Origin of the sequence: Halomarina pelagica (assembly GCF_024228315.1) — an archaeon.
Lineage (GTDB): Archaea > Halobacteriota > Halobacteria > Halobacteriales > Haloarculaceae > Halomarina > Halomarina pelagica.
The window spans coordinates 765098-790876 of record NZ_CP100454.1; the positions used below are offsets into that span (position 1 = coordinate 765098).

Annotated in this window: 29 protein-coding genes; 11 read left to right on the plus strand and 18 right to left on the minus strand. The window is 68.7% G+C overall.

The genetic code is table 11. The features are described 5' to 3' along the window. The first annotated feature begins 71 nt into the window (after nucleotides 1–71). The gene (gene thrC / locus NKI68_RS04050; RefSeq protein ID WP_254545410.1) at nucleotides 72–1322 is read left to right on the plus strand and encodes a threonine synthase; all 1251 of its coding nucleotides are present in this window, start codon (nucleotides 72–74) and stop codon (nucleotides 1320–1322) included. Between the two features lie 259 nt (nucleotides 1323–1581). On the opposite strand, the gene NKI68_RS04055 is transcribed toward thrC, so the two are convergent. The 10 genes from NKI68_RS04055 to thpR form a co-directional block, all read right to left on the minus strand. Beyond that, nucleotides 1582–3111, minus strand: a complete 1530-nt coding sequence (locus NKI68_RS04055; protein WP_254545411.1) for a Coenzyme F420 hydrogenase/dehydrogenase, beta subunit C-terminal domain — start codon at nucleotides 3109–3111, stop codon at nucleotides 1582–1584. After that, nucleotides 3101–4804: a nitrite/sulfite reductase gene (locus NKI68_RS04060; RefSeq protein WP_254545412.1), complete on the minus strand. Its 1704-nt coding sequence runs from the start codon at nucleotides 4802–4804 to the stop codon at nucleotides 3101–3103. The genes NKI68_RS04055 and NKI68_RS04060 overlap by 11 nt, the downstream gene beginning before the upstream one ends. A 406-nt stretch (nucleotides 4805–5210) precedes the next feature. Beyond that, nucleotides 5211–6497, minus strand: a complete 1287-nt coding sequence (gene ftsY / locus NKI68_RS04065) for a signal recognition particle-docking protein FtsY (protein WP_254545413.1) — start codon at nucleotides 6495–6497, stop codon at nucleotides 5211–5213. A 3-nt stretch (nucleotides 6498–6500) separates the two neighbouring features. After that, on the minus strand, nucleotides 6501–6971 hold the full coding sequence (gene pfdA, locus NKI68_RS04070; protein WP_254545414.1) for a prefoldin subunit alpha: 471 nt from the start codon (nucleotides 6969–6971) through the stop codon (nucleotides 6501–6503). Then, nucleotides 6968–7141 (minus strand): 50S ribosomal protein L18Ae, encoded by a 174-nt coding sequence (gene rpl18a, locus NKI68_RS04075; RefSeq protein WP_254545415.1) that lies wholly within the window; start codon nucleotides 7139–7141, stop codon nucleotides 6968–6970. The genes pfdA and rpl18a overlap by 4 nt, the downstream gene beginning before the upstream one ends. Nucleotides 7142–7180: 39 nt before the next feature. Next, nucleotides 7181–7846: a translation initiation factor IF-6 gene (locus NKI68_RS04080; RefSeq protein ID WP_254545416.1), complete on the minus strand. Its 666-nt coding sequence runs from the start codon at nucleotides 7844–7846 to the stop codon at nucleotides 7181–7183. 2 nt (nucleotides 7847–7848) lie between these two features. After that, nucleotides 7849–8124, minus strand: coding sequence for a 50S ribosomal protein L31e (locus NKI68_RS04085; RefSeq protein ID WP_254545417.1), 276 nt, complete (start codon nucleotides 8122–8124; stop codon nucleotides 7849–7851). Continuing rightward, a complete protein-coding gene (locus tag NKI68_RS04090) occupies nucleotides 8121–8273 on the minus strand; it encodes a 50S ribosomal protein L39e (protein ID WP_254545418.1) in 153 nt (50 codons plus the stop codon). The genes NKI68_RS04085 and NKI68_RS04090 overlap by 4 nt, the downstream gene beginning before the upstream one ends. A gap of 86 nt (nucleotides 8274–8359) precedes the next feature. Then, complete coding sequence (locus tag NKI68_RS04095) at nucleotides 8360–9163, minus strand: ZIP family metal transporter (protein ID WP_254545419.1); 804 nt, start codon at nucleotides 9161–9163, stop codon at nucleotides 8360–8362. Between the two features lie 59 nt (nucleotides 9164–9222). Next, complete coding sequence (thpR, locus tag NKI68_RS04100; protein ID WP_254545420.1) at nucleotides 9223–9780, minus strand: RNA 2',3'-cyclic phosphodiesterase; 558 nt, start codon at nucleotides 9778–9780, stop codon at nucleotides 9223–9225. A 54-nt stretch (nucleotides 9781–9834) separates the two neighbouring features. On the opposite strand from thpR, the gene NKI68_RS04105 reads away from it, so the two are divergent. From NKI68_RS04105 to sufU, 4 genes are all read left to right on the plus strand, one after another. Then, a complete protein-coding gene (locus tag NKI68_RS04105; protein WP_254545421.1) occupies nucleotides 9835–10563 on the plus strand; it encodes a tetratricopeptide repeat protein in 729 nt (242 codons plus the stop codon). 1 nt (nucleotide 10564) lies between these two features. Beyond that, the gene (locus NKI68_RS04110) at nucleotides 10565–10855 is read left to right on the plus strand and encodes a DUF424 domain-containing protein (protein ID WP_254545422.1); all 291 of its coding nucleotides are present in this window, start codon (nucleotides 10565–10567) and stop codon (nucleotides 10853–10855) included. A gap of 88 nt (nucleotides 10856–10943) precedes the next feature. Further along, the gene (locus tag NKI68_RS04115; RefSeq protein ID WP_254545423.1) at nucleotides 10944–12221 is read left to right on the plus strand and encodes an aminotransferase class V-fold PLP-dependent enzyme; all 1278 of its coding nucleotides are present in this window, start codon (nucleotides 10944–10946) and stop codon (nucleotides 12219–12221) included. 491 nt (nucleotides 12222–12712) lie between these two features. After that, nucleotides 12713–13129, plus strand: a complete 417-nt coding sequence (gene sufU / locus NKI68_RS04120) for a Fe-S cluster assembly sulfur transfer protein SufU (protein WP_254545424.1) — start codon at nucleotides 12713–12715, stop codon at nucleotides 13127–13129. Nucleotides 13130–13141: 12 nt separating this feature from the next. Here sufU and NKI68_RS04125 read toward each other — a convergent pair whose 3' ends face one another. The 4 genes from NKI68_RS04125 to pspAB all read right to left on the minus strand — a co-directional run bounded on the left by NKI68_RS04125 (nucleotide 13142) and on the right by pspAB (nucleotide 16893). Continuing rightward, nucleotides 13142–14338, minus strand: coding sequence for an RNA-guided endonuclease InsQ/TnpB family protein (locus NKI68_RS04125; protein WP_254545425.1), 1197 nt, complete (start codon nucleotides 14336–14338; stop codon nucleotides 13142–13144). 3 nt (nucleotides 14339–14341) lie between these two features. Next, the gene (locus NKI68_RS04130) at nucleotides 14342–14500 is read right to left on the minus strand and encodes a DUF2080 family transposase-associated protein (protein ID WP_254545426.1); all 159 of its coding nucleotides are present in this window, start codon (nucleotides 14498–14500) and stop codon (nucleotides 14342–14344) included. Nucleotides 14501–15094: 594 nt separating this feature from the next. After that, the gene (gene radA / locus NKI68_RS04135; RefSeq protein WP_254545427.1) at nucleotides 15095–16123 is read right to left on the minus strand and encodes a DNA repair and recombination protein RadA; all 1029 of its coding nucleotides are present in this window, start codon (nucleotides 16121–16123) and stop codon (nucleotides 15095–15097) included. Between the two features lie 119 nt (nucleotides 16124–16242). Beyond that, complete coding sequence (gene pspAB / locus NKI68_RS04140; protein ID WP_254545428.1) at nucleotides 16243–16893, minus strand: PspA-associated protein PspAB; 651 nt, start codon at nucleotides 16891–16893, stop codon at nucleotides 16243–16245. Nucleotides 16894–17076: 183 nt separating this feature from the next. Between pspAB and NKI68_RS04145 the strand changes: the two genes are divergently transcribed. Next, nucleotides 17077–17406, plus strand: coding sequence for a hypothetical protein (locus NKI68_RS04145; protein WP_254545429.1), 330 nt, complete (start codon nucleotides 17077–17079; stop codon nucleotides 17404–17406). Between the two features lie 482 nt (nucleotides 17407–17888). On the opposite strand, the gene htpX is transcribed toward NKI68_RS04145, so the two are convergent. After that, nucleotides 17889–18755: a zinc metalloprotease HtpX gene (htpX, locus tag NKI68_RS04150; protein ID WP_254545430.1), complete on the minus strand. Its 867-nt coding sequence runs from the start codon at nucleotides 18753–18755 to the stop codon at nucleotides 17889–17891. Nucleotides 18756–19269: 514 nt separating this feature from the next. Between htpX and NKI68_RS04155 the strand changes: the two genes are divergently transcribed. The 3 genes from NKI68_RS04155 to NKI68_RS04165 all read left to right on the plus strand — a co-directional run bounded on the left by NKI68_RS04155 (nucleotide 19270) and on the right by NKI68_RS04165 (nucleotide 21155). Continuing rightward, entirely contained in the window at nucleotides 19270–19524 is a 255-nt protein-coding gene (locus NKI68_RS04155; RefSeq protein WP_254545431.1) for a hypothetical protein, read from the plus strand. 31 nt (nucleotides 19525–19555) lie between these two features. After that, nucleotides 19556–19966, plus strand: a complete 411-nt coding sequence (locus tag NKI68_RS04160) for a hypothetical protein (protein WP_254545432.1) — start codon at nucleotides 19556–19558, stop codon at nucleotides 19964–19966. A gap of 73 nt (nucleotides 19967–20039) precedes the next feature. After that, complete coding sequence (locus tag NKI68_RS04165) at nucleotides 20040–21155, plus strand: 60S ribosomal export protein NMD3 (RefSeq protein WP_254545433.1); 1116 nt, start codon at nucleotides 20040–20042, stop codon at nucleotides 21153–21155. Nucleotides 21156–21624: 469 nt separating this feature from the next. On the opposite strand, the gene NKI68_RS04170 is transcribed toward NKI68_RS04165, so the two are convergent. After that, nucleotides 21625–23349: a helicase C-terminal domain-containing protein gene (locus tag NKI68_RS04170; RefSeq protein WP_254545434.1), complete on the minus strand. Its 1725-nt coding sequence runs from the start codon at nucleotides 23347–23349 to the stop codon at nucleotides 21625–21627. A gap of 114 nt (nucleotides 23350–23463) precedes the next feature. Continuing rightward, nucleotides 23464–23670 (minus strand): DUF7561 family protein, encoded by a 207-nt coding sequence (locus NKI68_RS04175; protein WP_254545435.1) that lies wholly within the window; start codon nucleotides 23668–23670, stop codon nucleotides 23464–23466. A 102-nt stretch (nucleotides 23671–23772) separates the two neighbouring features. Between NKI68_RS04175 and NKI68_RS04180 the strand changes: the two genes are divergently transcribed. Beyond that, nucleotides 23773–24729: an NAD(P)H-binding protein gene (locus tag NKI68_RS04180; protein WP_254545436.1), complete on the plus strand. Its 957-nt coding sequence runs from the start codon at nucleotides 23773–23775 to the stop codon at nucleotides 24727–24729. Further along, the gene (locus NKI68_RS04185; RefSeq protein WP_254545437.1) at nucleotides 24730–25455 is read left to right on the plus strand and encodes a DUF7530 family protein; all 726 of its coding nucleotides are present in this window, start codon (nucleotides 24730–24732) and stop codon (nucleotides 25453–25455) included. It abuts the gene before it with no gap. Between the two features lie 27 nt (nucleotides 25456–25482). Here the strand turns inward: NKI68_RS04185 and NKI68_RS04190 are convergent, their stop codons facing one another. Further along, nucleotides 25483–25656: a DUF5786 family protein gene (locus tag NKI68_RS04190; protein WP_254545438.1), complete on the minus strand. Its 174-nt coding sequence runs from the start codon at nucleotides 25654–25656 to the stop codon at nucleotides 25483–25485. Between the last annotated feature and the right edge of the window lie 123 nt (nucleotides 25657–25779).

Here is a 25779-nt window from a genome sequence, read left to right on the forward strand (position 1 = left end):
CGTGCCTCGGGACACCGGCAGAACGCGCGTGGACCGCCACACGTTTGCCTCCCTGCGCCGACCCCTCGGCAATGGCCACGCTGGAACTCTCGACGCGCGTCCCGGAGGCGGCCGACGACGGCGTCTGGCTCGCCTGCATCGAGTGCGGCGCGACGCTCGCCCCCTTCGACGACGTCGTCTACACCTGCCCCGAGTGCGACGGACTGCTCGAGGTGCGCTACGACCGCTACCCCGCGTTCGAGGAGTTCTCCGGCCGCGGCGTCTGGCGCTACGCGGCCGCCCTCCCGTTCGAGTCGGGCGTCTCGCTCCCCGAGGGCGACACCCCGCTGCACGAGGTCCCCCGCCTGCGCGAGGACGTGGGCGTTCGGACCCTCCGGGTGAAGCACGAGGGGATGAACCCGACCGGGAGCTTCAAGGATCGCGGGATGACCGTCGGCGTGCGGGTCGCCCGGGAGCTGGGCGTCGAGCGCCTCGCCTGCGCCTCGACGGGCAACACGAGCGCCGCGCTCGCCGCCTACGGCGCGCGCGCCGGGATGGAGACGCTCGTGCTCCTCCCGGCGGGGAAGGTCGCGGCCGGGAAGATCGCGCAGGCGAGCCTCCACGGCGCGCGCATCCTCGAGGTGGACGGCAACTTCGACGACTGCCTCGACGTCGTCCAGGCGCTCGCCGAGCGCGGGGAGGTCTACCTGCTCAACTCGCTCAACCCCTTCCGCCTGGAGGGCCAGAAGACCATCTTCTTCGAACTCCTGGAGGAGTTCCACGCCGACGAGGGACGCTACCCCGACCGCGTCGTCCTCCCCGCCGGGAACGCGGGCAACACGGCGGCGCTCTACAAGGCGCTGCGCGAACTCGTCCACGCGGGGTCGCTCACCGACGACGACGTGCCGAAGATCACCGCCGTGCAGGCCGAGGGCTCTGCACCCCTGGTGGAGGCGATCGAGGAGGGCCGCGAGGCGGTCGAGCGCTGGGACGACGTGGAGACGCGCGCGACGGCCATCCGCATCGGTTACCCCGTCAACGCGCCGAAGGCCCTGCCCGGCATCCGCGCCACGGGCGGGACCGCCGTCGCCGTGAGCGACGAGGCGATCACCGACGCCCAGCGCGACCTCGCCCGCGAGGGGGTGGGCGTCGAACCCGCCTCCGCCGCGAGCGTCGCCGGCCTCCGGACGCTCCGCGAGTCGGGCGTCGTCGACGCGGACGAGGACGTGGTCTGTCTCACGACCGGCCACCTGCTGAAGGACCCCGACGCCGCCGCGGCCGCCGGGACGGAGCCCGAACCCGTGCCGAACGACGTCGACGCGGTGCTCGACCACCTCGGGTGACGACGGCGCTGGAGCGGGGCGACGACGGGCTGAGCGCGGCGGCGGAGGAAGAAGACGACGAGAGGGAGGACGACGGAACCGACGGAGAGTAGCGACGGCGGACCGGACGTTCCGCCCCCTGGCGGGCTGAAAGGGCGAAGGCTCTCCGGAGAGCACGAGGACGTTCGCGGTATTGCTTACCGGCCTGCTGAACGCTGAGTCTCGTTCAACGGGGTGTCAAATGCAGCTACCGAGCCGGCGGGCGCACCCGTGACGCGACTCAGTGATCCGCCTCGTGGGGGTTCACCTCCGTCCCGTACCGCTCGGCGTGGTCGGTGTACTCGATGAACCGCGGCGCGTCGGGGTCGAAGGGTCGCTCAAGCGCCTCGAACGCCCGCTTCTTGTCCCAGCTCTGTAGCTTGCCGATCGCGCTCCGGTCCTCCAAGTCGTGGTAGTCGAGGTCGCCTTTCGTCAGGTTCCACGCCTTCAGGCCGCGCTCGGTGCGGACGATGACGCTCGAGTACTCGTCGCTCGATCCCACGGAGCCCACGGTGAGGTCGGCGCAGTAGCCCGTGAAGTCGGCACACTCGCTGCACCCCTTGAGGGCGGCGTCGTGGAAGTTCTCCACGTCCTCAGAGAGGAGGAGGTCGCCGTCGCGGTCGTAGGCCATCATCTTCCCGTGGAGCACGTCGAGCTTGCCGATCTCCTCGGGGGCGATGCCCCGGCGCTCAGAGAGCAGGTCCCCGATCAGCCGGTAGTAGTTGAAGTTCTTCGTGCACATCAGCGCGATCGTGTACTCGACGGCGCGGACCATCGCCTCCTGGGAGCCGTACTCCCAGTCGAAGTCACGGAGGGCGCGGATGCCCTCGATCTCGCAGGGCGTCCCGACGAGCGCGAGCGACAGCTCCTCGGGCGGCTTGTCGGGGAGCTTGTGCGCCCACCGGTCGAGCGACAGGTTGCCGAGCGCCATCGTCTGGTTGTAGAAGCTCCCCGCGTTGGCGATCAGCTCCTCGGGCGTGGTGGCGAGGAACGCCTCGCCCTTCCACGGCTCGTCCTCGCTCTCGGCGGCGACGAGCGCGCCGTCGATCTCGCCGGCCTCGAGCAGGTGGCTCAGGACGCTCGTGACGACGCCGCCGTCCTGCGCGCCGCGCCGCCACGACTCCGTGACCCGGGCGGAGAACTCCGTGATGGGGTCGCCCGCGCCGGTCACGTTGTCCTCGCCGCCCGTGATGACCCACTGGCGCTCGTACCGCAGGCCGCCGCGCGGGCAGAAGTCCCAGCACAGCGAGCAGCCGGTGCACATCTTCACGAGTTCGGGGAGGTCGTCGTCCCCGATACCGATCGAGTCGGAGGGGCACGCGGCGACGCACGTCCCGCACTGGATGCACCGCCCGGCGTCGATCACGGCGTGGTCGAGTTCCATGAACCACGTCTTCTCGTCGGGCGTCTCGATGTCGTTCATCTCTCGGCGGATCGAGTACCCCGGCGTGTCGAGGTCGACGCCCTCCGGGAGGCCGACGCGCTCGGTCGGGTCGGAGCCGTCCTCCAGGTCCCGGCTCACCCCCGCCGCCGGGGGCGTGAACGCGACGTCGCCGAGTCGCCCCTCGGCGTCGACGTTCGCGGCCAGGGAGCCGCCGTCCGCGACGGCGCTGTCGTCTCTCTCGTCGCCGGCGGTCGCCCCGCCGCAGGTGCACCGCCCGTCCGCGCAGCCACCGCCGTCTCGATCCCCCGTCCCGGGGACGCGCGGTAACGGCTCGCCGCGACCGCCTGCGGTGGGAAGATCGTCCTCCGCGGGTTCCTCACCCGTCATGGGCGACACCCCCCGCGACGGTCGCGTCGGCGCGGCGCATGACGGTCCGGAGGCGATCGTTCTCCACCCGCCGGCACCACTCGTAGAAGCGCTCGCCGTCGGCCCGCTCCTCGACGTAGACCGCGAAGAGCTGTTCGAGGGCGGGGATCACCGATCCGGCGGGGACCGCCGTCTCCACCCAGTCGACGAAGTCGTTGTCGAGGCCGAGGCTCCCCCCGAGCCCGAAGTCCACCCCCTCGACGATGGCGTCGCCCTCGGCGTTCGTGCTCCCCTCGCCCTCGACCTTCACCGTCTCGCCGCGGAAGCCGACGTCCGCGATCTGGGGCTGTGCGCACGACGCCGAGCAGCCGCTCAGGTGCATCCGAACCACGTCGAGGTCGTCCGGCGTCTCGACGCGGTCGTCGAGCGCCCGCGCCCAGCGCTTGACGCGCTTCTTGGTCTCGATGACCCCGTAGTTGCAGAACTCGCTGCCCGTGCAGCCGACCGCGCCCCGCGAGAAGGGACCGGGATCGGGACGGTAGTCCGCCGCGAAGGGCTCCGCGAGGAGATCCTCGACCTCGCCCTCGGGGACGTGCGTGACGAGGAAGTTCTGGTCGGTCGCGAGCCGGATCGAGGTCTCCTCGGTGCCGTAGCGCCGGGCGGCGCGGGCGGCCTCGACGAACTCCTCGCCGCCCATCCGGCCCGCGACGACGTTGAACCCGACGTACCTCAGTCCCCCGTGCTTCTGGTCGTGGACCCCGACGTGGTCGCCGGTGTACCCCTCCGTGAGGTCCGTCCCGCGCTCGCGGAGGTCGACCGTACAGCGGTCGCGGACCGCCGCCTCGAACCGCTCGGGACCCAGCTGTTCGACCAGGTAGCGCATCCGGCAGACGCCCCGGTTGTGGCGATCGCCCAGTTCCTTGAACACCTGCGCGACCGCGCGGCAGAACTCGACTGCGTCCTCGGGGCGGACGAACACGTCGAGATCGGAGGCCATCCGCGGGCCGTCCGAGAGCCCGCCGCCGACGCGGGCGTGGAAGCCGTAGTATCGCTCCCCGTCGATCTCCTTCGCCGCGGGCGTCAGCCCCACGTCGTTGATCTGGGACTGCGCGCAGTCCTCGCGGCAGCCAGTGATCGTCAGCTTGAACTTCCGGGGGAGGTTCGCGTACTCCCGGTTCCCCGTGAAGAAGTCGGAGACCGCCTCGACGACCGGCTGGGCGTCGAACGCCTCGTGGTCGTCCAGCCCGGCCGCGGGGCAGCCGAGCACGTTGCGCGCGCCGTCGCCGCAGCCCTGGACCGTCGTCAGCCCGACCTCGTCGTAGCGGTCCCAGATCTCGGGGACGTCCTCCAGCCTGATCCAGTGCATCTGGACGTCCTGCCTCGTCGTGATGTCGAGGAACGCGTCGCCCCAGAGTTCGTTCTGCTCGGCACCGCCGTGCTCCTCGGGGGCCGTCGCGTACTCGGTGGCGACCCGCCCGATCACCTCGGCCTGCTCGGGCGTGAGGTAGCCCCCGGGCACCTTCGTCCGGAGCATGAAGTACCCCGACTGTCTCCCGTGGGTGTACATCCCCGCCCACTTCAGGCGTTCCCACTCGCCGGACCCGGCCCGCTCCTCGATCTCGTCGAAGGCGAGCCCCTCGGCGGCGTACTCACGCACGTCCTCGACGACGTCGAGCGGGTGCTTCTCCTGCTTCCACCGCTCAACCGTATTCATGGCGATCACCCCCCTCAGTCAGCGTCCGTCCGTGTCGAATCGCGCGCCGTCTGCGTTCCATGTGCCCACTGAACAAGGGATGGCGTTATACCCCGTCATTCCGGCGAGGACTGACGTCGCTGGGCGATCTCGTCAAGTGTTACCGGAACACGTGTCACCCCGTCCTCCGGTGCGGGCATCGGTAACCGGAAGACCGCGATCCGATTCGGGCGTACGCCCTCGCCGGGCGGTGTCACCGACTCGAACGACGCCCGGTGCGGTCAGAACCCCCGGACGGGGCGCGCATCGGCGTCGTTCGCGTCGAACCGGATACCGGTGAATGTCACCGGTTGGTGGGTGGAGGGGCAGGGTGGAAACGCCGGGGACGGCTGACGCGCGATACGCGGCCGTGCGCGCCGACCCGGGGCTACGCCTCGTCGGTCCCGAGCAGGCGGTCGACGATGCGCTCGGGGTCGAACCGTTCGAGGTCGTCGTAGCCCTGGCCGGTTCCCAGAAAGAGGATGGGCTTTCCGGTGACGTGGGCGATGGAGATGGCCGCGCCGCCCTGGGAGTCGGCGTCGGCCTTCGTGAGGATCGCGCCGTCGATGGCGGCCGCCTCGTTGAACTGGCGGGCGCGCTGGGTCGCGTCCTGGCCGGCGACCGCCTCGTCGACGAACAGCGTCATGTCGGGGTCGACGACGCGATCGATCTTCTCCAGTTGCGCCATCAGGTCGTTGGAGGTGTGCAGGCGGCCCGCCGTGTCCCCGAGCACCACGTCGACGTCGTGGGCCCGGGCGTACTCGACGGCGTCGTAGATGACCGCCGCCGGGTCGCCGCCCTGCTCGTGGGAGATGAACTTCTTGTCGAGCGCCTCGGCGTGCTCGCGCAGTTGCTCGTTGGCCCCGGCGCGGTAGGTGTCGCCGTTGGCGAGCACCGTCGAGGTCCCGCGCTCCTCGAAGTACCGCGAGAGCTTGGCGATCGAGGTCGTCTTGCCGACGCCGTTGACGCCCGTGAAGATGATGACCATCGGCTTGTCCGCCTCGGCGACGCGCCGGTCGAAGTCGAACTGCCCGACGCTGATGACGTCCACCAGCGCCTCGCGCAGCGCCATCTCGACGACCTGTCCGGTGGACTGCACCTGCGCGCGGGTCGTCCCCTCGACCTCCTCGCGGATGTTCCGGAGGATCTCCTGGGCGACGCCCATCTCCACGTCGCTCGACAGCAGCGCGAGTTCGAGGTCGTCGAGCGGTTCGTCGAGGTGCTCGGGACGGATGACGACGCCGCCGGTGGCGAACGCCTTCGCCCGCGCGCCGAAGCTCGCCTTGAATTCCTCCTCGTCCTCCCCCTCGGACTCCGAGCGCGACAGGCCGAGGCCGGAGGACGACTCCCCCTCGCCCTCGTCCGCGGCCTCGTCGGCGTCGGTCGCCGGTGGGGCGGCCGGTTCCGCGCCCGTCTCGGGCTGGGCGTCGGCGTCGGGTTCCGCCGGCGGGGCCGCCGGCTCGGCGGGCGTCGCGCCGTCTCCCGGTTCGACGTCGGACGCTCCGGACGCCTCCGCGTCGGCCGGGCGTTCCTCGGCCTCGGATTCGGGTTCGGGTTCGACCCCGCCGGTCCTCCCCGCCTCCCCCGCGGCGGCCTCCTCCTCGGCCGCTTCCTCCGCCGCCTCCTCGGCGTCCTCCCGGAACCGGTCGAGCTTCTTCCGCAGTCCGTCGAACATCGCTTACTCGTCGTCCCGATCGCCCTGTTGCTGTTGCTGCATCTGCTGTTGCATCTGCTGGAGCTGTTGCTGCTGCATCTGCTGGGCGCGCTGCTCGAGCTTATCGCCCTCCTCTTCGAGGTCCTCGATGTCCTGGCGGACCTCCTCGATGCGCTCGTCGAGCAGCTCCTTCTTGCGCTTCAGGCTGTCCTTCGCGCCGTCCTCGTCGCGTTCGGCCGCGAAGCCGCCGCCGAGACCGACGACGATGCGCTCCATGTCCTGCACCTCGGCGTGGACGTACGCGTCGCCGCCGAGGGGGACCTGCACCGTGTCGCCGTCGTCGAGCGCCTCGATGGCCTCGACCGCCTCGTCGACCTCGGTCTTCTCGTCCTGGAACCCCTGGATCTCCTCGCGGAGCGCCTCGATCTCCTGGTCGATGAGCTGGAGCTGCTGTTGCAGTTCCTGCATCTGGCCGCCGCCGCCACCGACGCTCATCGGTCGACCCCCTCGATCTCGAGCTGCGTGCGCTTGAGGCCGTGTTTCGACCCGAACTCGGCGTACGTGTGCTCGACGGCGACGTCCTCGTTCGGCGCGTCGACCGTCTTCGAGAACTCCCGCCACCCGTCGCGGTTCTGGAACCGACCGGTCACCGTATACTGACTCATAGGAGAACCTGCGGGGGCGAGCGGGAAGAAAGTTCCCTTTCAATCGATGTAGCCGAGCGCGTCCTCGATGCGCCCCAGTTCCGGCCCGGTGGTCTCGCGGCCGACGACGTAGCCGTGGTCGTTGGCGACGAGCCCGGAGCCGACCAGCGGCGCGCCGTAGTTGATCGTCCCGATGTCTGCCGGCACGCCGAGGAGGTCCTCGAGGAAGTCGAGTTCGGCGTCGGTCGCCTTCGGATGGCAGAGGACCCCCGAGTTGGTGGCGACGGCGGCCGTCCCGACGGTTCGGACGCCCGCGAGGTCGCCGCGCTCGACGGGCACGCCGAGGCCGTCGCGAACCGCCTCGACCGCTTCCTCCGAGAGGTCGGGGTGGACGTACGCGCCCGTGTCGTTCGCGAGGACGACGTTGCCGGCGGCGTTGATGCGCCCCGGGAGTTCCGTCACCTCGACGCCGGTCGCGTCCTCGATGGCGGTTCGTTCGGCCTCGTCGAGGCGGCTGCTGGCGAGGAGACCGTTGCCGTTGCCGGCGACGAGCGCGCCCACGGTCGAGGAACCGCCGACGGTCGTCGCGACGGCGGGCACGTCGAGTTCGTCCCCGAACTGCTCGACGAGGTCGTCGTCCGCGTCCCGCCTGATGAGCAGGCAATCGTCCGTCGCGCGGGCGAAGACGCCGACGTAGGCGGAGCCGGAGAGGGCCGTGCGAAGCACCCTTATGCGGTCTCGGCTTCGACGACCGCCTCGCCCTCCTCCTCGAAGCGGGCGGCGCGGACGCGGAGTCTCCGCGGGGGTCGCTTTCGCCCGCGGGCCCAGACGGCCTCGTTGATCGAGGGGTCGAGGCGTACGTCGTCCTCGTCGACCTTGAAGTGCTTCGCGAGGTGCGCGCGGACGACGCTCATCGCCTTGCCGGCGCGCTTGTGCTTCGCCTCCGCGTGGACGTCGCGCAGGGGGACGGTCACCACCCGCTCCTCGAAGTCGCTCGCGCTCATTCGTCCGTGTCCCCCCGCCGCCAGCTACGCCGCTTCGGGTTCATCATCACGTCGCGGTCCGTCTTCATGATGACCCACGCCGGGATGCGCCGGTTCTGCTTCTGGAGCTTGCCCAGCCGCTTCTTCTGCGCCTTCGATTTCTTGCCCATAGTACGCCCGAGTACCGTGCCGGGCTTAAAATCGTTGTTCCTTCCGTCTCCCCGATCTCCCCGATCGGAAACGCCCTTCGAGCGCCTCACACGAACGCGAGCGGCACCATCAACAGGACGCCCGCGGCCACTCCAACGACGAGTTCCGGAACCCCGCGTCGGGGGAGCGTCACGCCGACGTCGATCGCCTCGGGGATGAACTCAGAGAGCACCAGGTAGATCATCGCCCCGGCGGCGAAGCCGAAGCCCACGGGGAGAAACGCCTTCGCCAGCGTGACGAAGTAGAACGCGAGCACCGCGCCGATCGGCTGCGGGAGGCTGGAGAAGACCGCCCACCAGACCATCCGCCAGCGCGGGACGTCCATCGCCCGCAGGGGGATGGCGACGGCGAGCCCCTCCGGGACGTTGTGGATCGAGATGGCGACCGTCATGAACACCGCGAGCAGGGGGACGGAGAACCCGAGCAGAGCGAGGGCGTCCGCCCCGCCGACGTTCAGGTCGGCGAACGAGACGCCGATGGCGACGCCCTCCGGGAAGCTGTGGACGGTGAGGACGCCCAGGATGAGCACGAGCTTCCGGAAGCTCGCCTCCTCGTACTGGTGGGGATCGACCTTCCGACCCTCGATGACCTCGTGGGCGACGACCACGAGGAGGACGCCCGCCGCGAGACCGACGGCGAGACTGAGGGGACCGCCGGCGGCCAGCCCCTCCGCGACGAGCCCGAACACCGACGCCGAGAGCATAATACCCGACGCCAGTCCCCACAGCGCGACGTTCCACCGGTCCGACACCTCCTCGACGAGGAAGAAGGGGAGCGCGCCGAGGCCCGTCGCCAGCGCGGTGACGAGCCCGGCGACGAAGACGAGGGCGAAATCCGCGGACGAGGCCATGCGTGAGATACGGCTCCCGGGCGTTTAAACCTATCACCATTCGGATATTTTTGGATCGCCTAAACCGACAGAGGGAACGCGGCGACCGTCTCGTACCGGGGCCCGTCGGGCGTGAGGGTGCTCTCGGTGAGGCGCACCTCGTCGATGCGCATCGCGCCCACGTCGGGGTCGCGTTCGTCGAGCACGCGCAGGACGCGCTCCTTCCCGCCGGCGTGATCCATCCGCGCGATCGTGGCATGCGGGGTGAAGTCGTGGCGTTCGGGGTCGAACCCCAGCGCGACGGTGCGCTCCTCGCACGCCTCGTGGAGGCGCGTCAGGTCCGTCGCCCCCTCGCGGACGCCGAGCCAGACGACGCTTACGTACGAGCGCGACGGGAAGACGCCGTAGCCGCCGACGTGCGCCTCGAACGGGGCGACGCCCGCCTCCTCGACGGCCGCTGCGAGCGCGTCCTCGACGGCGGGGACGCGCGACTCGGACACCTCCCCCAGGAACTTGAGCGTGACGTGGACCCCCTCGGGATCCGTGAGTCTGAGGCCGTCGACGTCCGCGAACGGTTCCTGCGCCGCGCGGATCGCGTCGGCGAGCGGATCCAGGTCGACGCTGACGAACAGTCGCATGGTCGAGAGGGCGAGGGCGTAGCCCTTAACCATGCCAGTCGCCAAGCCGGAGGCATGACAGACGAGAGGGACGGCCATCGCTTCTCCGAGGGCCAGGGGTTCGGCGACTCCTTCGAGGGGTTCGACCTCGACCCGCCGGAACTCGAGGTCGATCCGAGCATGGTCGATCCGGTGGACTCCCGGGCGCTCGCCGACATCCTCGACCGGCGGCAGATCCCGAAGGGACAGGTGGACGTCGAGGCGCTCGTCGACGTGGGCATCTCCTACATGCAGATCAACCGCTTCGAGCAGGCGACCGATGCGCTCGAGCGGGCCGCGCGCCTCGCCGACGACCCTGCGCTCGAACAGGAGGCGTGGGTCAACAAGGGCGCGGCGCACGCCCAGCTCGAGGAGTACGACGACGCCATCGGCGCGTACCGCGAGGCGCTCTCGATCGACGACGACAGCGAGCACGCGGCCACCGCCGAGACGAACCTCGCCTACGCCCTCTGGGAGGACGGCCGCACGGAACAGGCGCTCGAGCACGCCGAGCGCGCAGTCGAGATCGACCCGCGCTTCGGGCAGGCGTGGTACAACCGCGGCTTCTTCCTCTCCGAGCGCGGCCTCCACGAGGACGCGGTTCGCTGCTTCGACAACGCGACACGGCTGAACTTCCGCACGCCCGAACTCCTGGAGGAGAAGGCCGCCTCGCTCGAGCACCTCGGCGAGGACGAGGAGGCCGAACGCCTCGCGGAGGAGGCCGACGAACTCCGACAGCGCGCCGAACAACGACTGGTAGAGTGAGATGCTCCTGACCGAACGCGAAACCGAAGAGGGCCTGCTCGTCTCCGTCTGCGACCCCGACATCCTCGGTCGAACGTTCGAGAACGGCCACGTGTCGCTCACTGTCGAACCTGACTTCTACGACGGCGAGCGGGTCGAGGAGGAGCGCGTCGTGAGCGCGCTCGCCCGCGCCAGCGTCGCCAACATCGTCGGGACGCGCGCGGTCGCCCTCGCGATCGAACACGGCTTCGTCGACGAGGCAACCGTGCTGGAGATCGACGGCACCCGCCACGCGCAGCTACTCCGGTTCTGATCTCTCGATTCTGCCCCCGTCGAACGCGTCGTACCGGTCGCTGACCCAACCGAAGGAGTGTTTTGTTCGCGCGTCCTTCACTCCGGTAATGAGCACGCAAGAGATCGAGCCGCTCGACGTCGAGCGCATCCGGGAGGACTTCCCCATCCTCGCGCGGAGGGTCGGCGGCGACGTGACCGTCCCCGGCGAGGGACCGGGCGACGACACGCCGCTCGTCTACCTCGACAACGCCGCCACGAGCCAGACCCCCGAGCAGGTCGTCGAGGTCATCGCCGACTACTACCGGAGCTACAACGCCAACGTCCACCGCGGCATCCACAGCCTCAGCCAGGAGGCCAGCGTCGCCTACGAGGAGGCCCACGACCGCGTCGCGGAGTTCGTCGGCGCGGACGGCCGCGAGGAGGTCGTCTTCACGAAGAACACCACCGAGGCGATGAACACCGTCGCCTACGCGTGGGGGCTCGCCGAACTCGGCCCCGGCGACGAGGTGATCCTCACGGAGATGGAGCACCACGCCTCGCTCGTCACGTGGCAGCAGATCGGGAAGAAGACCGGCGCGGACGTGCGGTACGTCCGGGTCGACGAGGAGGGCCGCCTCGACATGGACCACGCCCGCGAACTCGTGACTGACGACACGCGCATGGTCAGCGCCGTCCACGTCTCCAACACCCTCGGGACGGTCAACCCGATCGAGGAGCTGGCCGACCTCGCGCACGACCACGGCGCGCTGATCTTCGTCGACGGCGCGCAGTCGGTCCCTAACCGCCCCGTGGACGTGAAGCGACTTGACGCCGACTTCTTCGCCTTCTCCGGGCACAAGATGTGCGGTCCGACCGGCGTCGGCGTCCTCTACGGCAAGCGCCACCTGCTGGAGGAGATGCAGCCGTACCTCTACGGCGGCGAGATGATCCGCAAGGTCACCTACGAGGACGCGACCTGGGAGGACCTCCCGTGGAAGTTCGAGGCCGGCACGCCCGTCATCTGCCAGGGCATCGCGCTCGCGGCGGCCTGCGACTACCTGGACGACATCGGCTTGGAGCGCATCCAGGCCCACGAGGAGGGGCTGGCCGAGTACGCCTACGACCGCCTGACCGAGTACGACGACGTGGAGATCTACGGCCCGCCGGGCGACGACCGCGGCGGCCTCGTCGCGTTCAACCTCGACGGCGTCCACGCCCACGACCTCTCGAGCATCCTCAACGACTACGGCGTGGCGATCCGCGCGGGCGACCACTGCACCCAGCCGCTGCACGACACGCTCGGCGTGGCCGCCTCCGCCCGGGCGTCGTTCTACCTCTACAACACCAGGGAGGAGGTCGACACGCTGGTCGAGGCGGTGGACGCGGCGCGCGACCTCTTCGCGTAGCCGCCGTCCCACCCGCCACTCGCGTCGGCGCGCCGTACCGCAAGCGACCAACGGGAGCGAGCGGGCCGAGGAGCGACCAGAGGGAGCGACGAGGCTTTTGGTCCAGCTTTTGCCAGGGAGCGAGCGAAGCGAGCGACCGCAGCAAAAGGTGGGCGAACAGGCGACGCCGCGGCAGAGTTCGCAGGGCGTGGCGTCGCGCAACCGCGGGCACCCTGCGACGAGAGTCAGCGCACGGGGGCCTCTGGTCCCGCTCTCAGTTATAAAAGTACGGACGGATCGAACGATTCGAACGGTCGAGCACCACCGATAGTACCAGCGGAGCACCCGCGAGCGAGTGCAACGAGCGAGCGGACGCGCCGAACCCCCCGAGCGCAGCGAGGGGGTGAGGTGCGGTTTTGGTCCAGATTTTGCCAGCGGGCGGCGAAGCCGCCCGCACAGCAAAAGGTGGGAGAGCAACCCTTTTCCCCCGCACTACCGTACCGACGACAACAATGGGACTCGGCTCGGACATGTACCGGCAGCAGATCCTCGATCACTACAAGAACCCGCGCAACCGCGGGACGATCGAGGACGCGACCTTCTCGCACGTCGGCGAGAACCCCTCCTGCGGCGACACCATCCGGATGGACGTGAAGCTGGCCGACGACGGGGAGACCATCGAGTATGTCGCGTTCACGGGCGACGGCTGCGCCATCAGCCAGGCCAGCGCGTCGATGCTCACCCAACGGTTGCCGGGCACGACCCTCGACGAACTCGACGCGATGGACCGCGACGACGTCACCGACATGCTCGGCGTCGACATCAGCCCGATGCGTATCAAGTGCGCCGTGCTCGCGGAGAAGGTCGCCCAGGACGGCGCGAAGATCCACACCGGCGAGATCGAGATCGAGAAGACCCAGACTGAGTGACTTCTCCCCGCCTTAAACGGCGGGGCTTCCTGTTTCAACGACGCGCTTTGCAGACACAGGTGTATCCACAGGGAGCGCAGTCTCCGCAGGCGTTGATTCGGGACAGCCCGTCCCTATCTGGTCGAGAGCACGACCAAGAACCGTCCACGCCGCATTCGCATCCCTGTCCGCCTCGAAGCCGCACGACGGACAGGAGTGTTCACGCACCCACAACGGTTTGTCGGTCTCGACCCCACAGACCGCGCATTCTTTGGTCGTTCCTCTCGGATTCACGGCGACGAAGTGCGTGCCTTCGCGTTCACACTTGTATTCGAGCATCCGCAGGAATGTTCCCCATGCCGCACCCGCTCGGTTCCGCGAGTTGCCCGGTAGCTCGATTAAGCCCTTCGTGTTCAAGTCCTCGACCGCCACGAGGTCGTACTCCCGCGCGTAGTAGTTCGAGAGTTTGTGCAAGAAGTCGCGGCGTTTCCGTTTCAGGTCGGCGTACCGCCGGGCCACGACCATCCGCTGTTTCTCCCAGTTTGCAGAGCCGTGCTCTTTCCGCGAGAGGTCGCGCTGTGCGCGTTCCAAGCGGTCGCGCTCGGCGGAGAGGTCGAGTGACCCCACGGCGGTCCCCTCCGTGTCGTGCGCGTACTTGCAAATCCCCACGTCGATTCCCACGACGTCAGTGAGTGTCTCAGGCTTCTCGGGCGGATCGTCGGGTGTTTCGATGCCGAAGATGGCGAACCACTCGCCGGTCGGTTCTTTCTTCACCGTCACTTGCTTGAGGTTCGCACCCTCCGGGATGTCCCGGTGCAGTCGGAGGGGTATCTCACCGATTTTTGAGAGTCGGAGCACAGGCCGGCCACTCGTGTTCTTGAGTTCGAAGCCAGACTGTCGATACGTGAACGACCGGTACTCGGGTAGTGCTTTCCACTTCAGTCGACCGACCTTCCGCCCAGCATCTTTCGCGTCTTTCAGCCGTGAGAGGTTGTCGTACAACCGCTCAACGACGTTCTGAAGCGTGCGAGAATAGAGGTCGGAGAGTTCAGTCCACCACGTCTTGAGTGACGGGAGCTGATTGATTTCACCGTACTTCGTCGTCCCGTCGATACGGTTGAGTCGGTGGAGGAAGTGGTTGTACACTTGCCGATACAGGTTGCGGTGTCGGTCCAACGTCTCTCGGTGAGTGTCGGACGGGTTGAGCCGGTACCGGTAGTTGTAGCGCATAGCCTACTCGTTGTTGGATGGATCGGGGTCCGAAACGCGGACGACTTTGACCTCAGCCCCGATCCACCGCTTCGGAACGGTGATGTGGGCACCACCACTCCCGAAGGGCTTCACGGTTCGGTCGAGGATCTCTTCGGCATCGTCGGTTTCGTACCGATTCATTGTCACCCTATATGGTAACCATATAATTAAGCTTACTGATAGCGTGGGCCTACGAGACGGTAGTCTCACGCGCAAGTAAGACGATGACGGCGTTGACGAGACGTGAATCGTCTCGTTCACACACCAGAAATCTCCGATTTCCGGGGACGCTGTATCCCCGCCCTAAAGGACGGGTTTTAGCGCCTGCAATCAGATAATCACGACCTTTTACTGCGGTCACTCGTGGGCGACACGCATTCGCGGTCGCCCGCTGGCTCCCTGGCAAAAGCTGGATCAAAACCGCGCCTCACCCCCTCAGTCGCTGCGCTCCTTCGAGGATTCGGCGCGCTCGCTCCGCTCGCTCAGTCACGGCGGGAATCGGAGTGCGACGACGAAAATCTCGCAGAGCGTCGGCCCCTGCTTTTCACCGTTATCACCAGCGCACTCACCGTGAGCGAGGCCGAAGGCCGAGCGAGCGGGCCAAGGAGCCTTCGAGGGCGCGAGCGCAGCGAGCGCCCGAGGAGGTAACGCAGGCTTTTGATCGAGCTTTTGCCAGGGAGCCACGGCCGACCGCGAAGCGTGTCGGCCGTCGGCGACCGCAGTAAAAGGTCGTGGTTACTCCGGTTTCAGCCCCGCGCCCTCGACGCGCATGACCGCCTCGCCGTCGGGGAGGTTGGGCGCGTCGACGAGCTTCACGATGCGCTTGTTGCCCTTCGACTTGCGGAGGTACATCCGGAAGGTGGACTTGTGGCCGAGGATGTTCCCGCCGATGGGCTTGGTCGGGTCGCCGAAGAAGGCGTCCGGGTTGGACTGCACCTGGTTCGTGACGAGCACGGCGGCGTTGTAGAGGTTGCCGACGCGGTCGATGTCGTGGAGGTGCTTGTTGAGCTTCTGCTGACGGGAGGCGAGCTGGCCGCGCCCGACGTACTCCGCGCGGAAGTGCGCCGTGAGCGAGTCCACGCAGAGCAGCCGGACGGGGAACTCAGAGTCCTCGTGCTCCTTCGCGATCTCCTTCGCCTTCTCGGCGAGGAGGATCTGGTGGTTGGAGTTGAACGCCTTCGCGACGTGGATCTTGTCGAGGAACGACGCGATGAGTTCCTCCATCGCCGCCTCGTCGTCGGGCGATCCCTCGATCTCGCGGTGGTCCATCGTCGCCTGGAGGAGTTCGTCGTCGAGCCCGCGGATCATCTCCTCGATGCGCTCCGGGCGGAACGTGTCCTCGGAGTCGATGAAGATGACGCTGCCGCCGAGCCCGCCGACCTCCTGGGGAAGCTGGACGTTGACCGAGAGCTGGTGGGTGATCTGGGACTTGCCGGCCCCGAACTCGCCGTAGACCTCGGTGATCGACTGCGTCTCGACGCCGCCGCCGAGCATGTCGTCGATCTCGGGGACGAGCATCCGGAGCTTCCCGATGCGCTCGCGGCGCTCGAGCACCTGCGAACCCGTCTCGAACCCGCCGATGTCGGCGGCCTTGCGGGCGGCCTGGATGATGTCGTGGGCGGTGCTCTCGCCGACGTCCGCGGTGTTCGACAGTTCGCCGGGGGACGCGACCGCGATGGATTGGTACGAGTCGTAACCGTTCTCCTGCAGTTTCTCCGCGGTCGCCGGCCCGACGCCGGGGAGGTCTTCGAGGTCTGCTGCCATGGACGTGGCTTGCGCCGGTTCGGGTATAAACCCTCGTTAACAGGGGAGTGAAAGTGAAACCGACGGACGGCGAGGGAATGGACGATCAGGTAGTGGGGACAGTTATCCGGGAAGGAGACTCACTCCCAGGGGTGGCGGCCGCGGTCGGGCCAGAGGGGGTACCAGTACTCCTTGTCCTCCTCGACCGTGAGTTCGCCGTCGAGGACGCTCTGGAGTTTGAACTCAGCACTCGAGTCACGTTCGTGGCCGGGCCGCGGGGCGAAGGGATAGTACGCGCCGCGGCGGAACGAGTAGATCCAGTAGACGGGCTTCCCGCCTTCGACGGTCGCACCGTCGCCGATCCGGCGGCCCTTCGGCCCGTCGCGCTTTTCGAAGGCGAATAGCGCCGCGAGCAGGCGGTCCCCGAACCCCTCCTCGATGAACGTGTCGGCGGCGAAGTGGATGCTCGTCACGAGGTCCTCGAAGTCCGGATCTTCGAGGACGACCCACTGGTAGCCGTGGGAGTCAGTCTCGAAGCGCGCCGTCGTCCCCGTCTCGACCTCGCCGGCCTCGAGGATGCGCTCGACCTCCCGCTCGGTCCGCTCGAAGTCGGTGCTGTCCACGCCCGCGAAGCAGAGCGCCGCCGCGCCGGCGGGGTCGTAGCCCAGGTCCGCCTCCATCGTCATGTAGGCGGTGCTCATGCCGAAGAGGTCCTCGGGGCTGGCCGGACGGGTCGCGTCCGCCTCGGCGCTCATGCCGAGGGCCTGTCGGAGGGAGTCGAGGATGCCCATGCCCCGGGTACGGAGGCCGACGGCTTATACTGACGGCCGTGCGCGGTCGACGCGGTTCGACGTTCTGAGGGACCGGGCCGGTTCGCGGCGGCGCTAATCGTCAGTTCACGCGCTTGCGTGATCTACGACCCACCGAGTGACAACCGCCGGAAAGTACTTACCCTCCTACAATTGAGATAGATCATGGTGAACGTAGCACACATTCGTCGCCGACTGGTCTCCCGTCCGGTCCTCCTCCTGTTCGGCGTGTTCGTCGTCACCTCCCTCCTCCCGGGTACGCTGGCGCTGCCGGCGTATCTCGTGGGTATGTTCCTGTACGACAGCGCGTTCGGGCTGGAAAACGTCGTGTACGCGCTCGTGGAGACGCTCGGCGTCCCGGAAGGGGGACAGTTCGCGTCCCTCCTCTGGGAGGCCGGCCTGATCGTCACCTACTACCTCGCCGCCGTCGCGCTGGTGTGGCTCTTCGACCGGTACCGACCTCGGTTCCGTCGGGGTAACGCGGTCGAGGCCTAGTCCGTCTCACGCTCTCGGTCCACGAAACGGAGTGCGGCCGTGGGTACCGGGTCGTGATCGGAGGTCACGGTCTGAGAGCCTCGAAAACCTCTCCGGGATGGCCTCCACGAAATCGGAGGTAGCGTCCCCACGTTCCCCACAGGTAGGCGGTTTGGGAACCCGACCGGAGAGAACGCTGCACGTCTTCTCCTACTGTCCATGGCCGCGAGCGCGTCCCGAGCGGTAGCGAGGGCGCGCGACCCGGGGGAAGGAAGGCGTACAGGGTGCGGTACGGTGCAGTGCGGTGCGGTGCTGTCTCCTGGCGTCTCCGTGAGCGAGCCGTCAGGCGAGTGAACGGGGGCGCAGGAGCCGCACCCTGTACGCCCGCCTTCTGGAGGGCTTGCGAGGTTCTCGAATCGTCCACGTCGCGTTTCTCGCCCCTGAAAACTGAAACCCCGAAAGATTCACCCCCGTCCCGACGGAACCGGAGACGTTCGACGCCCTTACGCCTCGAGTTCGCGCTCCATCGCGCGGAGGCGCTCGACGCGCTTCTCGGTGCTCGGGTGCGTGCTGAACAGCCGCCCGACGATCCCGCTCTTGATGGGGATGATGAAGAAGGCGTTCATCTCCGCCTCCTCGCGCAGGTCGTTCTTCGGCACGCGGTCCATCTCGCCGGAGATCTTGAGCAGGGCGCTGGCGAGCGCGCTCGGCCTGCCCGTGATGATCGCCCCGCCGCGGTCGGCGGCGAACTCGCGGTAGCGCGAGAGCGTCCGGATCAGGAGGAACGAGACGATCCAGACGACCAGCGAGGCGACGATGGCGACGACCACGCCGCCGTTGTTTCGGTCGCGCCCGCCGGTGAACAGCCAGCCCCACCGCACGACGAGGAACGCGAGCGTCGAGAGGAACGACGCGATCGTCATCACCATCACGTCGCGGTTCTTCACGTGCGCGAGTTCGTGCGCGAGCACGCCCTCCAACTCGTCGCGGTCGAGCGTCCGCATGATCCCGGTCGTGACGCAGACCGCGGAGTTCTTCTGCGAGCGCCCGGTCGCGAAGGCGTTCGGCACGCGCGTGTCGGCGACCGCGACCTTCGGCTTCGGGAGGTCCGCCTGCTGGCTCAGCCGCCCGACCATCGCGTGAAGCTCGGGGTACTCGTCCTCGTCGACGACCTTCGCGCCCATGCTGTAGAGCGCGAGCCTGTCGCTGAAGAAGAACTGTCCGAGCGAGAACAGTCCCATGACGATGACGACGCTCAGGATATTGAGGAACTGGGACAGCACCCCGATGAACACGATGTAGAGGGCGAAGAGCAGGAACATCGTGAGCGCCATCCGCCCACGCAGTCCCCAGTCTGGTTTCCACTGCATACCCCTACTATGCCGTCTGTGGATTAAATATCTCCTCCTCGTGGGAGACCGGCGGTGTTCGGATACGCGACTGCCGGACGAGCGTCCACGAGGGGTGGGATTGAACGGGGCCGACCGCTCGGCGAGCGAGAACCCGCAAGCACGCCGGAGGCGCGCGCAGCGCGGTTCGCAGTCGGCGAGCGGGAGGGGGCGTTCGAGGCGGTCACGTCGGGAACCCCGACTCGGTCCCTCCTATCTGAACGATGTCCATGAACCTCGCCGTCGTACGGGCGAGGGACGAACGGGACGGCGACCGAGTTCGACCGACCGTTTCACTTTCACTCTCGTGTTTCCGGGACCGGATCGGGCCGCGTTCGGACGCGAATGGGGCGTTCAGCGCGCGTATCGCCCCCGACATCCGACGCCCCGTTCGTCCCCGGAATTCCGCCGCCCTCGGTCACTTTCGCCGCGTCGTTCAGTTTCACCCCGCCCGTGAATCCCGATTAATATCCCGAACGGCTTTTGTGAACTCAACATGCCCGCACTCGTAGCGCGTGCAGACGGGAGCAGCGAGGCCGACGCGATGGGTCGCGTGGTCATCGACCGCGCCGACCCGCTGGTCCGCTGGCGGTTCGTCTGCCCGAACGGCCACGTCGACTGGGACCCGACGAACAACCACATCTGGTGCGCCGCCTGCGCGCAACTGCACGGCGTCCAGCCGGAGTACTGGGAGCTGTTCGACAAGAAGACCGGCGAGACGGTCCCCTGGGCGGCCGTCGAACTCCGGTAACCGCGAGCCCGGGAACACGATCACCACTGCCATGCCGACGACCTCAGAGCCGCGGCCCTCGACCGCGCGCGACGCCGAGCCGAACCGCCCGCCGACCGACGCCGAGAGGAGCGACGAAGCCGTCGCGAGCGACGGAAGCGACGGAAGCGACGGAAGCGACGGAAGCGAGGGGAACGGACGGGAATCGTACCCCTCCCCCTGGACGCCGGTCCACCGGCTGCTCGCGGCGACGACGCTCCGGGCGCTGACGGTGCTGTTCGAGAGCGCCGTCCCGCTCGTGACGCTCGCCCTGCTCGTCGGCGTCGAGGCGCTGGTTACGGGGGGACCGCGCCTCTCCGTCTCGACGCCCGGCGGCGGGCTGTCGCTCCCGCTGACGGAGGCGCTCGTCGCCCTGGCGCTCCTCGAACTCGCCCGGCGGCTCTACGCGCTGAACGCACCTTGAGGAGCGACACGCGCGATCGATCCGCCGCGGGAAACACGCCGAACTTAAACGCGCGAGGGCGGTACTACCGCCAATGAGTTCATCGGGCGAGTTCTGCCCGCGCTGCGGGAAGCCGGTCGAGTCGCGGGAGGGACCGCGGGTCGGCGACCCCCACGGCCGACGGGCGCACCTGTGCGACGCGTGTTACTTTGAGGACTTCGACCTCGTGGACGCCCCCGAGGAGCTGACGGTGCGCATCTGTCCGCGCTGCGGTGCCGTCTACCGGGGCAACCGCTGGATCGACGTCGGCGCGGAGGACTACACCGACGTCGCGGTCGAGGAGGTGACCGAGGCGCTCTCGGTCCACGTCGACGCCGACGAGTTCACCTGGCTGGTCGACCCCGAACAGGTGGACCAGAACACGATCCTCATGCACTGTCACTTCTCCGGCGTCGTCCGCGAGACACCCGTGGAGGCCGACCGCGACGTGCGCGTCCGCTTCAGCCGCGAGACGTGTACCCGGTGCTCTCGCATCGCCGGCGACTACTACGCCTCGATCGTCCAGGTGCGCGCCGAGGGGCGCACGCCCACCGACGCGGAGCGCGAGGGCGCAGTCGAGATCGCGGAGGAGTACGTCGAGAACCGGGACGCGAAGGGCGACCGCAACGCCTTCGTCTCCGAGGTGAAGGAGACTCGCGACGGCGTCGACGTCAAGCTCTCGACCACGCAGATGGGCCGCGCCGTCGCCCAGCGCGTCCGGCGGCGGTTCGGCGGGACGATCACCGACTCGCGGACGCTCGTCACCGAGGACAGCGACGGTAACGAGGTCTACCGCGTCACCTACGCGGTGCGCCTCCCGCCGTACCCCGCCGGGACGGTCATCGAACCCGAGGACGACGACCCGGTGCTCGTCCGCAGCGCCCACGGCAACCTGAAGGGCGACTACCTCACGACCGGCGCGCACTACGAGGCCGACAGCGAGGACGGGGTCGCCCCCGAGGCCCGCCGCCTGGGGAGCGTCGACGACGCGCGGGAGACGACCCTCGTCGCCGTCGAGGACGAGCGCGCGGTGCAGGTGCTCGACCCCGACACCTTCGAGACGAAGACCATCGCCCGGCCGAGCTACCTCGATCCCGGCGCGGAGACGGTCCACGTCCTCAAGAGCCGGGCGGGACTGCACGTGCTGCCCGAGGACGCCGTCGAGGGGTAACACTCTCGGTGCGTCGCGCCGCGCCGCAATCCGAGCGCACCACCGCCGAAACCCGTATCCCCGCTGACACTCTGTGGGGACCTATGACCGCAAGGCAGTGGCTGGTGCTCCTGTTCGTCCTCCTCCTCGTCACCTCGACGGCGGCCTACGGCATCGCGTCGGTGTTCCTCTAGCGCCGCGCGTCGGAGAGCGGGTGGTATTCCGACGATCAGGGGCACGCCCACCGGACACCCGTCGGCACTCCTTCCAGCGTCCAGAATCGAACTGCGGTCGATTATCTAAATCTAGATTTTACTACTCACGATTTTACTATCGCCGGTCAGACGATCTCGTCCGTCGGACGCGAGGTTACGTGAAGGACCCATATCGCTCACGACGGGCGAAGGAGAGGTCCGAAGGTGCGCTCTACCGAAGTAACACGTGGAGGAGCGCGGGAGAGATCGAACGGAGCGCGATCGACCGTACTCGCTCACCGCCACACGTCGGAGAGCGGGTGGTCGTCGAGCGAGCGTGGGCGCGGCCGACGCCTGCTCGACGATCCGTCGCCCCCGCCGCCGCCGAGCGCCGCGCCGGGGTCGAACGCCGGGAGGTCCGGCTCGGTCATCCGGTCGACCTGCGCGGCGAACCAGTCGGGCATATCGCCCCTCGCGCGCTCGAAGAGGTCGAGCAGGCTGGAGTCGGCGAGGTAGGTCGCGCCGTGGTCGTCCGGAGCGCGCACGACCCGCCCGCAGGCCTGGATCACCGTCCGGAGCGCGGCGCGGTAGTACCACGCCCACTGCCCGTCCTCGAGTCGCCGGGCGACCCGGGAGTCGCGCGTGTTCGGATAGGGGGCCTTGCAGAGCACCTGCCAGCGACAGAGGTCGCCCTTCAGGTCGAGCGCCTCCTCCATCTTGACGGCGACGAACACGTCCGCCCCGTCGCTCCGCTTCCACGAGTCGAGCGCGGCGTCGCGGTTCGCCCGGTCGTGCGTCCGGACCCGGTCCGCGACGCCGAACTCGGAGAGGCGGGCGACGAGTCGCTCCGCGATGGCGTAGGAGTGGGCGTGGATCAGCCCCTTCTCGTCGGGGTGTCGTCGCATGAGCCGGACGATCAGGCGGGCGATCCGCGGGAGCGTCTCGTCGCGGTGGTCGTAGGTCATCTTCCCCTGGGCCACGTCGTACAGCGGACGGTTCTCGACGGGGAAGGTGTGAGCCACGTCCACGAGCGCGACGCGGGCGGGATCGAGGCCGGAACTCCGGCAGAACGCCTCCTTGTCGAGGATCGTGGCCGAGAGGAGCGCGAACTTCTGTCCGCGGTCCCAGATAGTGTAGCGGAGGTACCGCTCGGGGTCCATCGGTTTGATCACCACCCGCGACCCCTCGCCGTCGGGCTGATCGACCACCCACGTCGTCGCGCTCTCGGGGTCCCGGGCGTCCTCGACGAACCACCCCAGCTCGCGGACGAGTTCCGCGAGGCGGTCGCGCTCCCCGGCCTCCTCCGGGGTGAGTTCCTCCTTCCCGCGCAGCTCCGTCTGGCGGCGCGAGCACACCGTCTTCAGCCCCTCCGCGTACCGGATCGCGTCCTCGGTATCGCTCACGGCGGGCGCGGGCTTCGCCTCCCACATCGGCACCGTGTCCGGGCCGAGTTCGATCGTCGCGTACATCTCCGCCCACTCCGCGAGGCCGTGGGCCTCGTCGATCACCACGACGTTCCGCTGGCCGAACACCTCCGACCCGGCCATCTGCATGAAGTACGCGAGCGTCATCGCCGCGATCGGCCGGTTGGCCGCGACGTCGCGGTCCGCGAAGTACGGACAGCGGTGTCGAACCGGGCAGTCGAACCCCCGCTCGCGGGCGCAGGGCGCGCGGTCGACGGGCGTCGTCGTCTCGCCCGGCAGGATGCAGGAGTAGTTTCCCTTTCCCCGGATCACCGCGAGGTCGGAGAGCAGGTCGTCGCCCGCCACGTCGTCGAGCTGTGACACCTGCGGCGTCGTGTAGTACGCGCCGATCGGCTCCTCGGGGCGGGCCTCGCCGGGGCGGCGGGCGCAGCCGGCGATGGCGCGCGCGAGCAGCGACTTGCCGCTCCCGGTCGGCGCGCGCACCAGCACCACGTCGTTGCCGGCCTCGAACGCGGCGCGGATGTCCCGCAACGCGCCCTCCTGCGCCCCGCGGTAGGAGGGCGCGGGGAACTCCTCGTCGATTCGCGCGGGGTTCACACTCGGGACAACGACGCCGTCGGGGTAAACTCACCGGTCGTCTGGACTCTCCGACGATCGGGACTCACCGCCGACCGGACCCACCGATCACCGGGACTCACCGATCGTTGAAACTCACCGATCGTCGAGCGCGGCGACGTCGTCCGCCGTCGGGTCGTCCGGGAGGCGCTCGATGCAGTCGAAACAGAGGAAGTACTCGGTGCCGTCCGCGAACTCGAGCGTCATCCCGCCGCTGGGCCCGCCCTCGAACGACCAGAGGTCCCCGATCCCGCCCGCGATCCGGACGCGCTCGCCGCACCCGTCGCACCGCTTTCTCGCCATGTTCGGGGTTGGGGAACGAGCGGGATAGCCCTTCCGCGCGGCGGGTACCGTCCCCGGGGCGGTGACCCACGGTAATATGCGCCCGGCGCTCCTCTCTCCACCATGCGCGTTCTCGTCACCGGCGCGACGGGGTTTATCGGCGGACGACTGGCCCCCGCCCTGCTCTCGGCAGGGAACTACGACGTTCGGGCGCTCGTTCGCGACGCGGAGCGGTACGACGCGCCGCCGGGCGTGACGGCGTTCGAGGGCGACCTGCTCGACCCGGGGAGCTTCGAGGCCGCGTTCGAGGGCGTCGACGCCGCCTACTACCTCGTCCACTCGATGCGATCGGGCGGCGAGTTCGAGGCGCGCGACCGACGGGCGGCGCGCAACTTCGTCCGCGCGGCGGACGTCGCGGGCGTCGGGCGGGTGATCTACCTCGGCGGCCTCGGCGAGGAGCGCGACCGCCTCTCCAAGCACCTCCGCTCGCGCCGCGAGGTGGAACACGTCCTCGGCGAGGGCGACTTCGACCTCACGACGCTCCGCGCGGCGATCGTCGTCGGCGACGGGAGCACGAGCTTCGAACTGATCCGACAGCTCGTCGATCGCCTCCCCGTCATGGTGACGCCCGAGTGGGTGCGCACGCGCTGTCAACCCATCGCCGTGGACGACGTGATCGCCTACCTCGTGGGCGTCCTCGACGCGCCCGAGACGGCCGGCGGGACGTTCGAGATCGGCGGCCCCGAGGTGCTCACCTACCAGGAGATCATCGAGCGGACCGCCCGCATCGAGAAGGGCCGCGCGCCGGTGATCGTGCCGGTGCCGGTGCTCTCGCCGGAACTCTCGGCGTACTGGCTCCGCCTCGTCAGCGACCTCCCGCGGAGCGTCGCCCGGCCGCTCATCGAGGGGCTTCGCAACCCCGTCGTCGCGAACGACTCGCGGATCGAGTCGCTCGTTCCCGTCGAGCTGACGCCGTTCGACGCGGCCGTCCGGCGGGCGCTCGGGACCGACGAGGCGGGGGCGGACGAACCAGGAGTCGAGGGGGAGACGACCGACGATCGATCGCACGGAGAGACGTAGATGGCGCGCGTCGAGTACGGCGAGACGTGGGTCTACGAGAGCATCGTCAGCGCGCTCCCGGGCATCGACGTCTCGCGGCGCGCCGCCATCGCCATCCAGCTCTGCGTCTTCGAGGGGGCGGTCCTCCTCGCCGCGTGGTACTACGACCTCTGGGCGGCGGCGCTCGCGGGGACGGCCGCCGTGTTCGTCGCGGCGCTCGGAAGCGCCGAGATGCTCCGCATCTCAGCCATGATACGCTCCGAACCGCTCCCGGAGGCCTACCGCCGGCTCCTGTTCGGATCGAGCATCGAAGTCGTCCTCGGCGTGCTGGCCTACGTCGCGCTGATCACGCAGCTGTTCGTCTTCGCTCCGCAGCGCGGCGGCGGGTCGCTGGTCGACGAACTGCTGGGTCCCGAACCGCCGGTGCTCGTCGCCTACGTCACGCTCCTCGTCCTCTGGGACGTCTGCTATCGCATCGGGACGGCGTGGTGGGCGAGCGTCGTCTCGCTGTGGCGCTCCGTGCGCTACCGCTTCGACTCGCGAACGGCAGGCGTCCTCAGACGGTCGGACCTCGAGATACTCGCGTTCGCCGCCGCGCAGCTCGTGCTCTACCCGTTCGTGTCCGGCCAGCCGGTGATCCAGGCGGTCATCCTCGGCCACGTCGCGGCCGTCTGGCTGGTGACCGGGCTGTCCGCGCTGCTGGTCACGGTCCGTTCGTACGACGAGCGAGAAATCGTCACGAAGTGAGGTGGGGTCGCCGCGACCCGACGGCGATCACTGCGACTTGATCCGCTTGAACTGATCGAGGAGCGCCTCGGCGGAATCGCCCGAGTCGAACGTCAGCTTCCCGTGGTACTGGGTCCGCTCGTCGTCGAAGTCCGTGTCGACGGCCGTGGCCTTCGCCTCTCGGCGCTCGTGCTCGTCCTCGTCATAGGCTCCCATTGACATGGTATACTGTACCTTACGAACTCCCGATTATCAATGTAACGGTGATCCGTCCGTATTGCCGTTAACTGTTAAGCCGAATTGTCCGGATCGCAAACCTGCTGCGGGACCGCCGACGCGGTTCGA

Excerpts from the sequence above, each read along its gene's own strand:
- NKI68_RS04095 (WP_254545419.1), bottom strand. The coding sequence starts at position 9,163 with ATGGCCTCGTCCGCGGATTTCGCCCTCGTCTTCGTCGCCGGGCTCGTC.
- NKI68_RS04125 (WP_254545425.1), bottom strand. The coding sequence starts at position 14,338 with ATGCGCTACAACTACCGGTACCGGCTCAACCCGTCCGACACTCACCGA.
- NKI68_RS04110 (WP_254545422.1), top strand. The coding sequence starts at position 10,565 with ATGCTCCTGACCGAACGCGAAACCGAAGAGGGCCTGCTCGTCTCCGTC.
- pfdA (WP_254545414.1), bottom strand. The coding sequence starts at position 6,971 with ATGAGCGTCGGTGGCGGCGGCGGCCAGATGCAGGAACTGCAACAGCAG.
- NKI68_RS04055 (WP_254545411.1), bottom strand. The coding sequence starts at position 3,111 with ATGACGGGTGAGGAACCCGCGGAGGACGATCTTCCCACCGCAGGCGGT.
- NKI68_RS04130 (WP_254545426.1), bottom strand. The coding sequence starts at position 14,500 with ATGAATCGGTACGAAACCGACGATGCCGAAGAGATCCTCGACCGAACC.
- NKI68_RS04090 (WP_254545418.1), bottom strand. The coding sequence starts at position 8,273 with ATGGGCAAGAAATCGAAGGCGCAGAAGAAGCGGCTGGGCAAGCTCCAG.
- NKI68_RS04085 (WP_254545417.1), bottom strand. The coding sequence starts at position 8,124 with ATGAGCGCGAGCGACTTCGAGGAGCGGGTGGTGACCGTCCCCCTGCGC.
- thpR (WP_254545420.1), bottom strand. The coding sequence starts at position 9,780 with ATGCGACTGTTCGTCAGCGTCGACCTGGATCCGCTCGCCGACGCGATC.
- rpl18a (WP_254545415.1), bottom strand. The coding sequence starts at position 7,141 with ATGAGTCAGTATACGGTGACCGGTCGGTTCCAGAACCGCGACGGGTGG.
- radA (WP_254545427.1), bottom strand. The coding sequence starts at position 16,123 with ATGGCAGCAGACCTCGAAGACCTCCCCGGCGTCGGGCCGGCGACCGCG.
- NKI68_RS04115 (WP_254545423.1), top strand. The coding sequence starts at position 10,944 with ATGAGCACGCAAGAGATCGAGCCGCTCGACGTCGAGCGCATCCGGGAG.
- NKI68_RS04175 (WP_254545435.1), bottom strand. The coding sequence starts at position 23,670 with ATGGCGAGAAAGCGGTGCGACGGGTGCGGCGAGCGCGTCCGGATCGCG.
- NKI68_RS04060 (WP_254545412.1), bottom strand. The coding sequence starts at position 4,804 with ATGAATACGGTTGAGCGGTGGAAGCAGGAGAAGCACCCGCTCGACGTC.
- NKI68_RS04185 (WP_254545437.1), top strand. The coding sequence starts at position 24,730 with ATGGCGCGCGTCGAGTACGGCGAGACGTGGGTCTACGAGAGCATCGTC.
- NKI68_RS04180 (WP_254545436.1), top strand. The coding sequence starts at position 23,773 with ATGCGCGTTCTCGTCACCGGCGCGACGGGGTTTATCGGCGGACGACTG.
- NKI68_RS04145 (WP_254545429.1), top strand. The coding sequence starts at position 17,077 with ATGGTGAACGTAGCACACATTCGTCGCCGACTGGTCTCCCGTCCGGTC.
- pspAB (WP_254545428.1), bottom strand. The coding sequence starts at position 16,893 with ATGGGCATCCTCGACTCCCTCCGACAGGCCCTCGGCATGAGCGCCGAG.
- NKI68_RS04190 (WP_254545438.1), bottom strand. The coding sequence starts at position 25,656 with ATGTCAATGGGAGCCTATGACGAGGACGAGCACGAGCGCCGAGAGGCG.
- ftsY (WP_254545413.1), bottom strand. The coding sequence starts at position 6,497 with ATGTTCGACGGACTGCGGAAGAAGCTCGACCGGTTCCGGGAGGACGCC.
- NKI68_RS04165 (WP_254545433.1), top strand. The coding sequence starts at position 20,040 with ATGAGTTCATCGGGCGAGTTCTGCCCGCGCTGCGGGAAGCCGGTCGAG.
- thrC (WP_254545410.1), top strand. The coding sequence starts at position 72 with ATGGCCACGCTGGAACTCTCGACGCGCGTCCCGGAGGCGGCCGACGAC.
- NKI68_RS04105 (WP_254545421.1), top strand. The coding sequence starts at position 9,835 with ATGACAGACGAGAGGGACGGCCATCGCTTCTCCGAGGGCCAGGGGTTC.
- NKI68_RS04160 (WP_254545432.1), top strand. The coding sequence starts at position 19,556 with ATGCCGACGACCTCAGAGCCGCGGCCCTCGACCGCGCGCGACGCCGAG.
- NKI68_RS04155 (WP_254545431.1), top strand. The coding sequence starts at position 19,270 with ATGCCCGCACTCGTAGCGCGTGCAGACGGGAGCAGCGAGGCCGACGCG.
- sufU (WP_254545424.1), top strand. The coding sequence starts at position 12,713 with ATGGGACTCGGCTCGGACATGTACCGGCAGCAGATCCTCGATCACTAC.
- htpX (WP_254545430.1), bottom strand. The coding sequence starts at position 18,755 with ATGCAGTGGAAACCAGACTGGGGACTGCGTGGGCGGATGGCGCTCACG.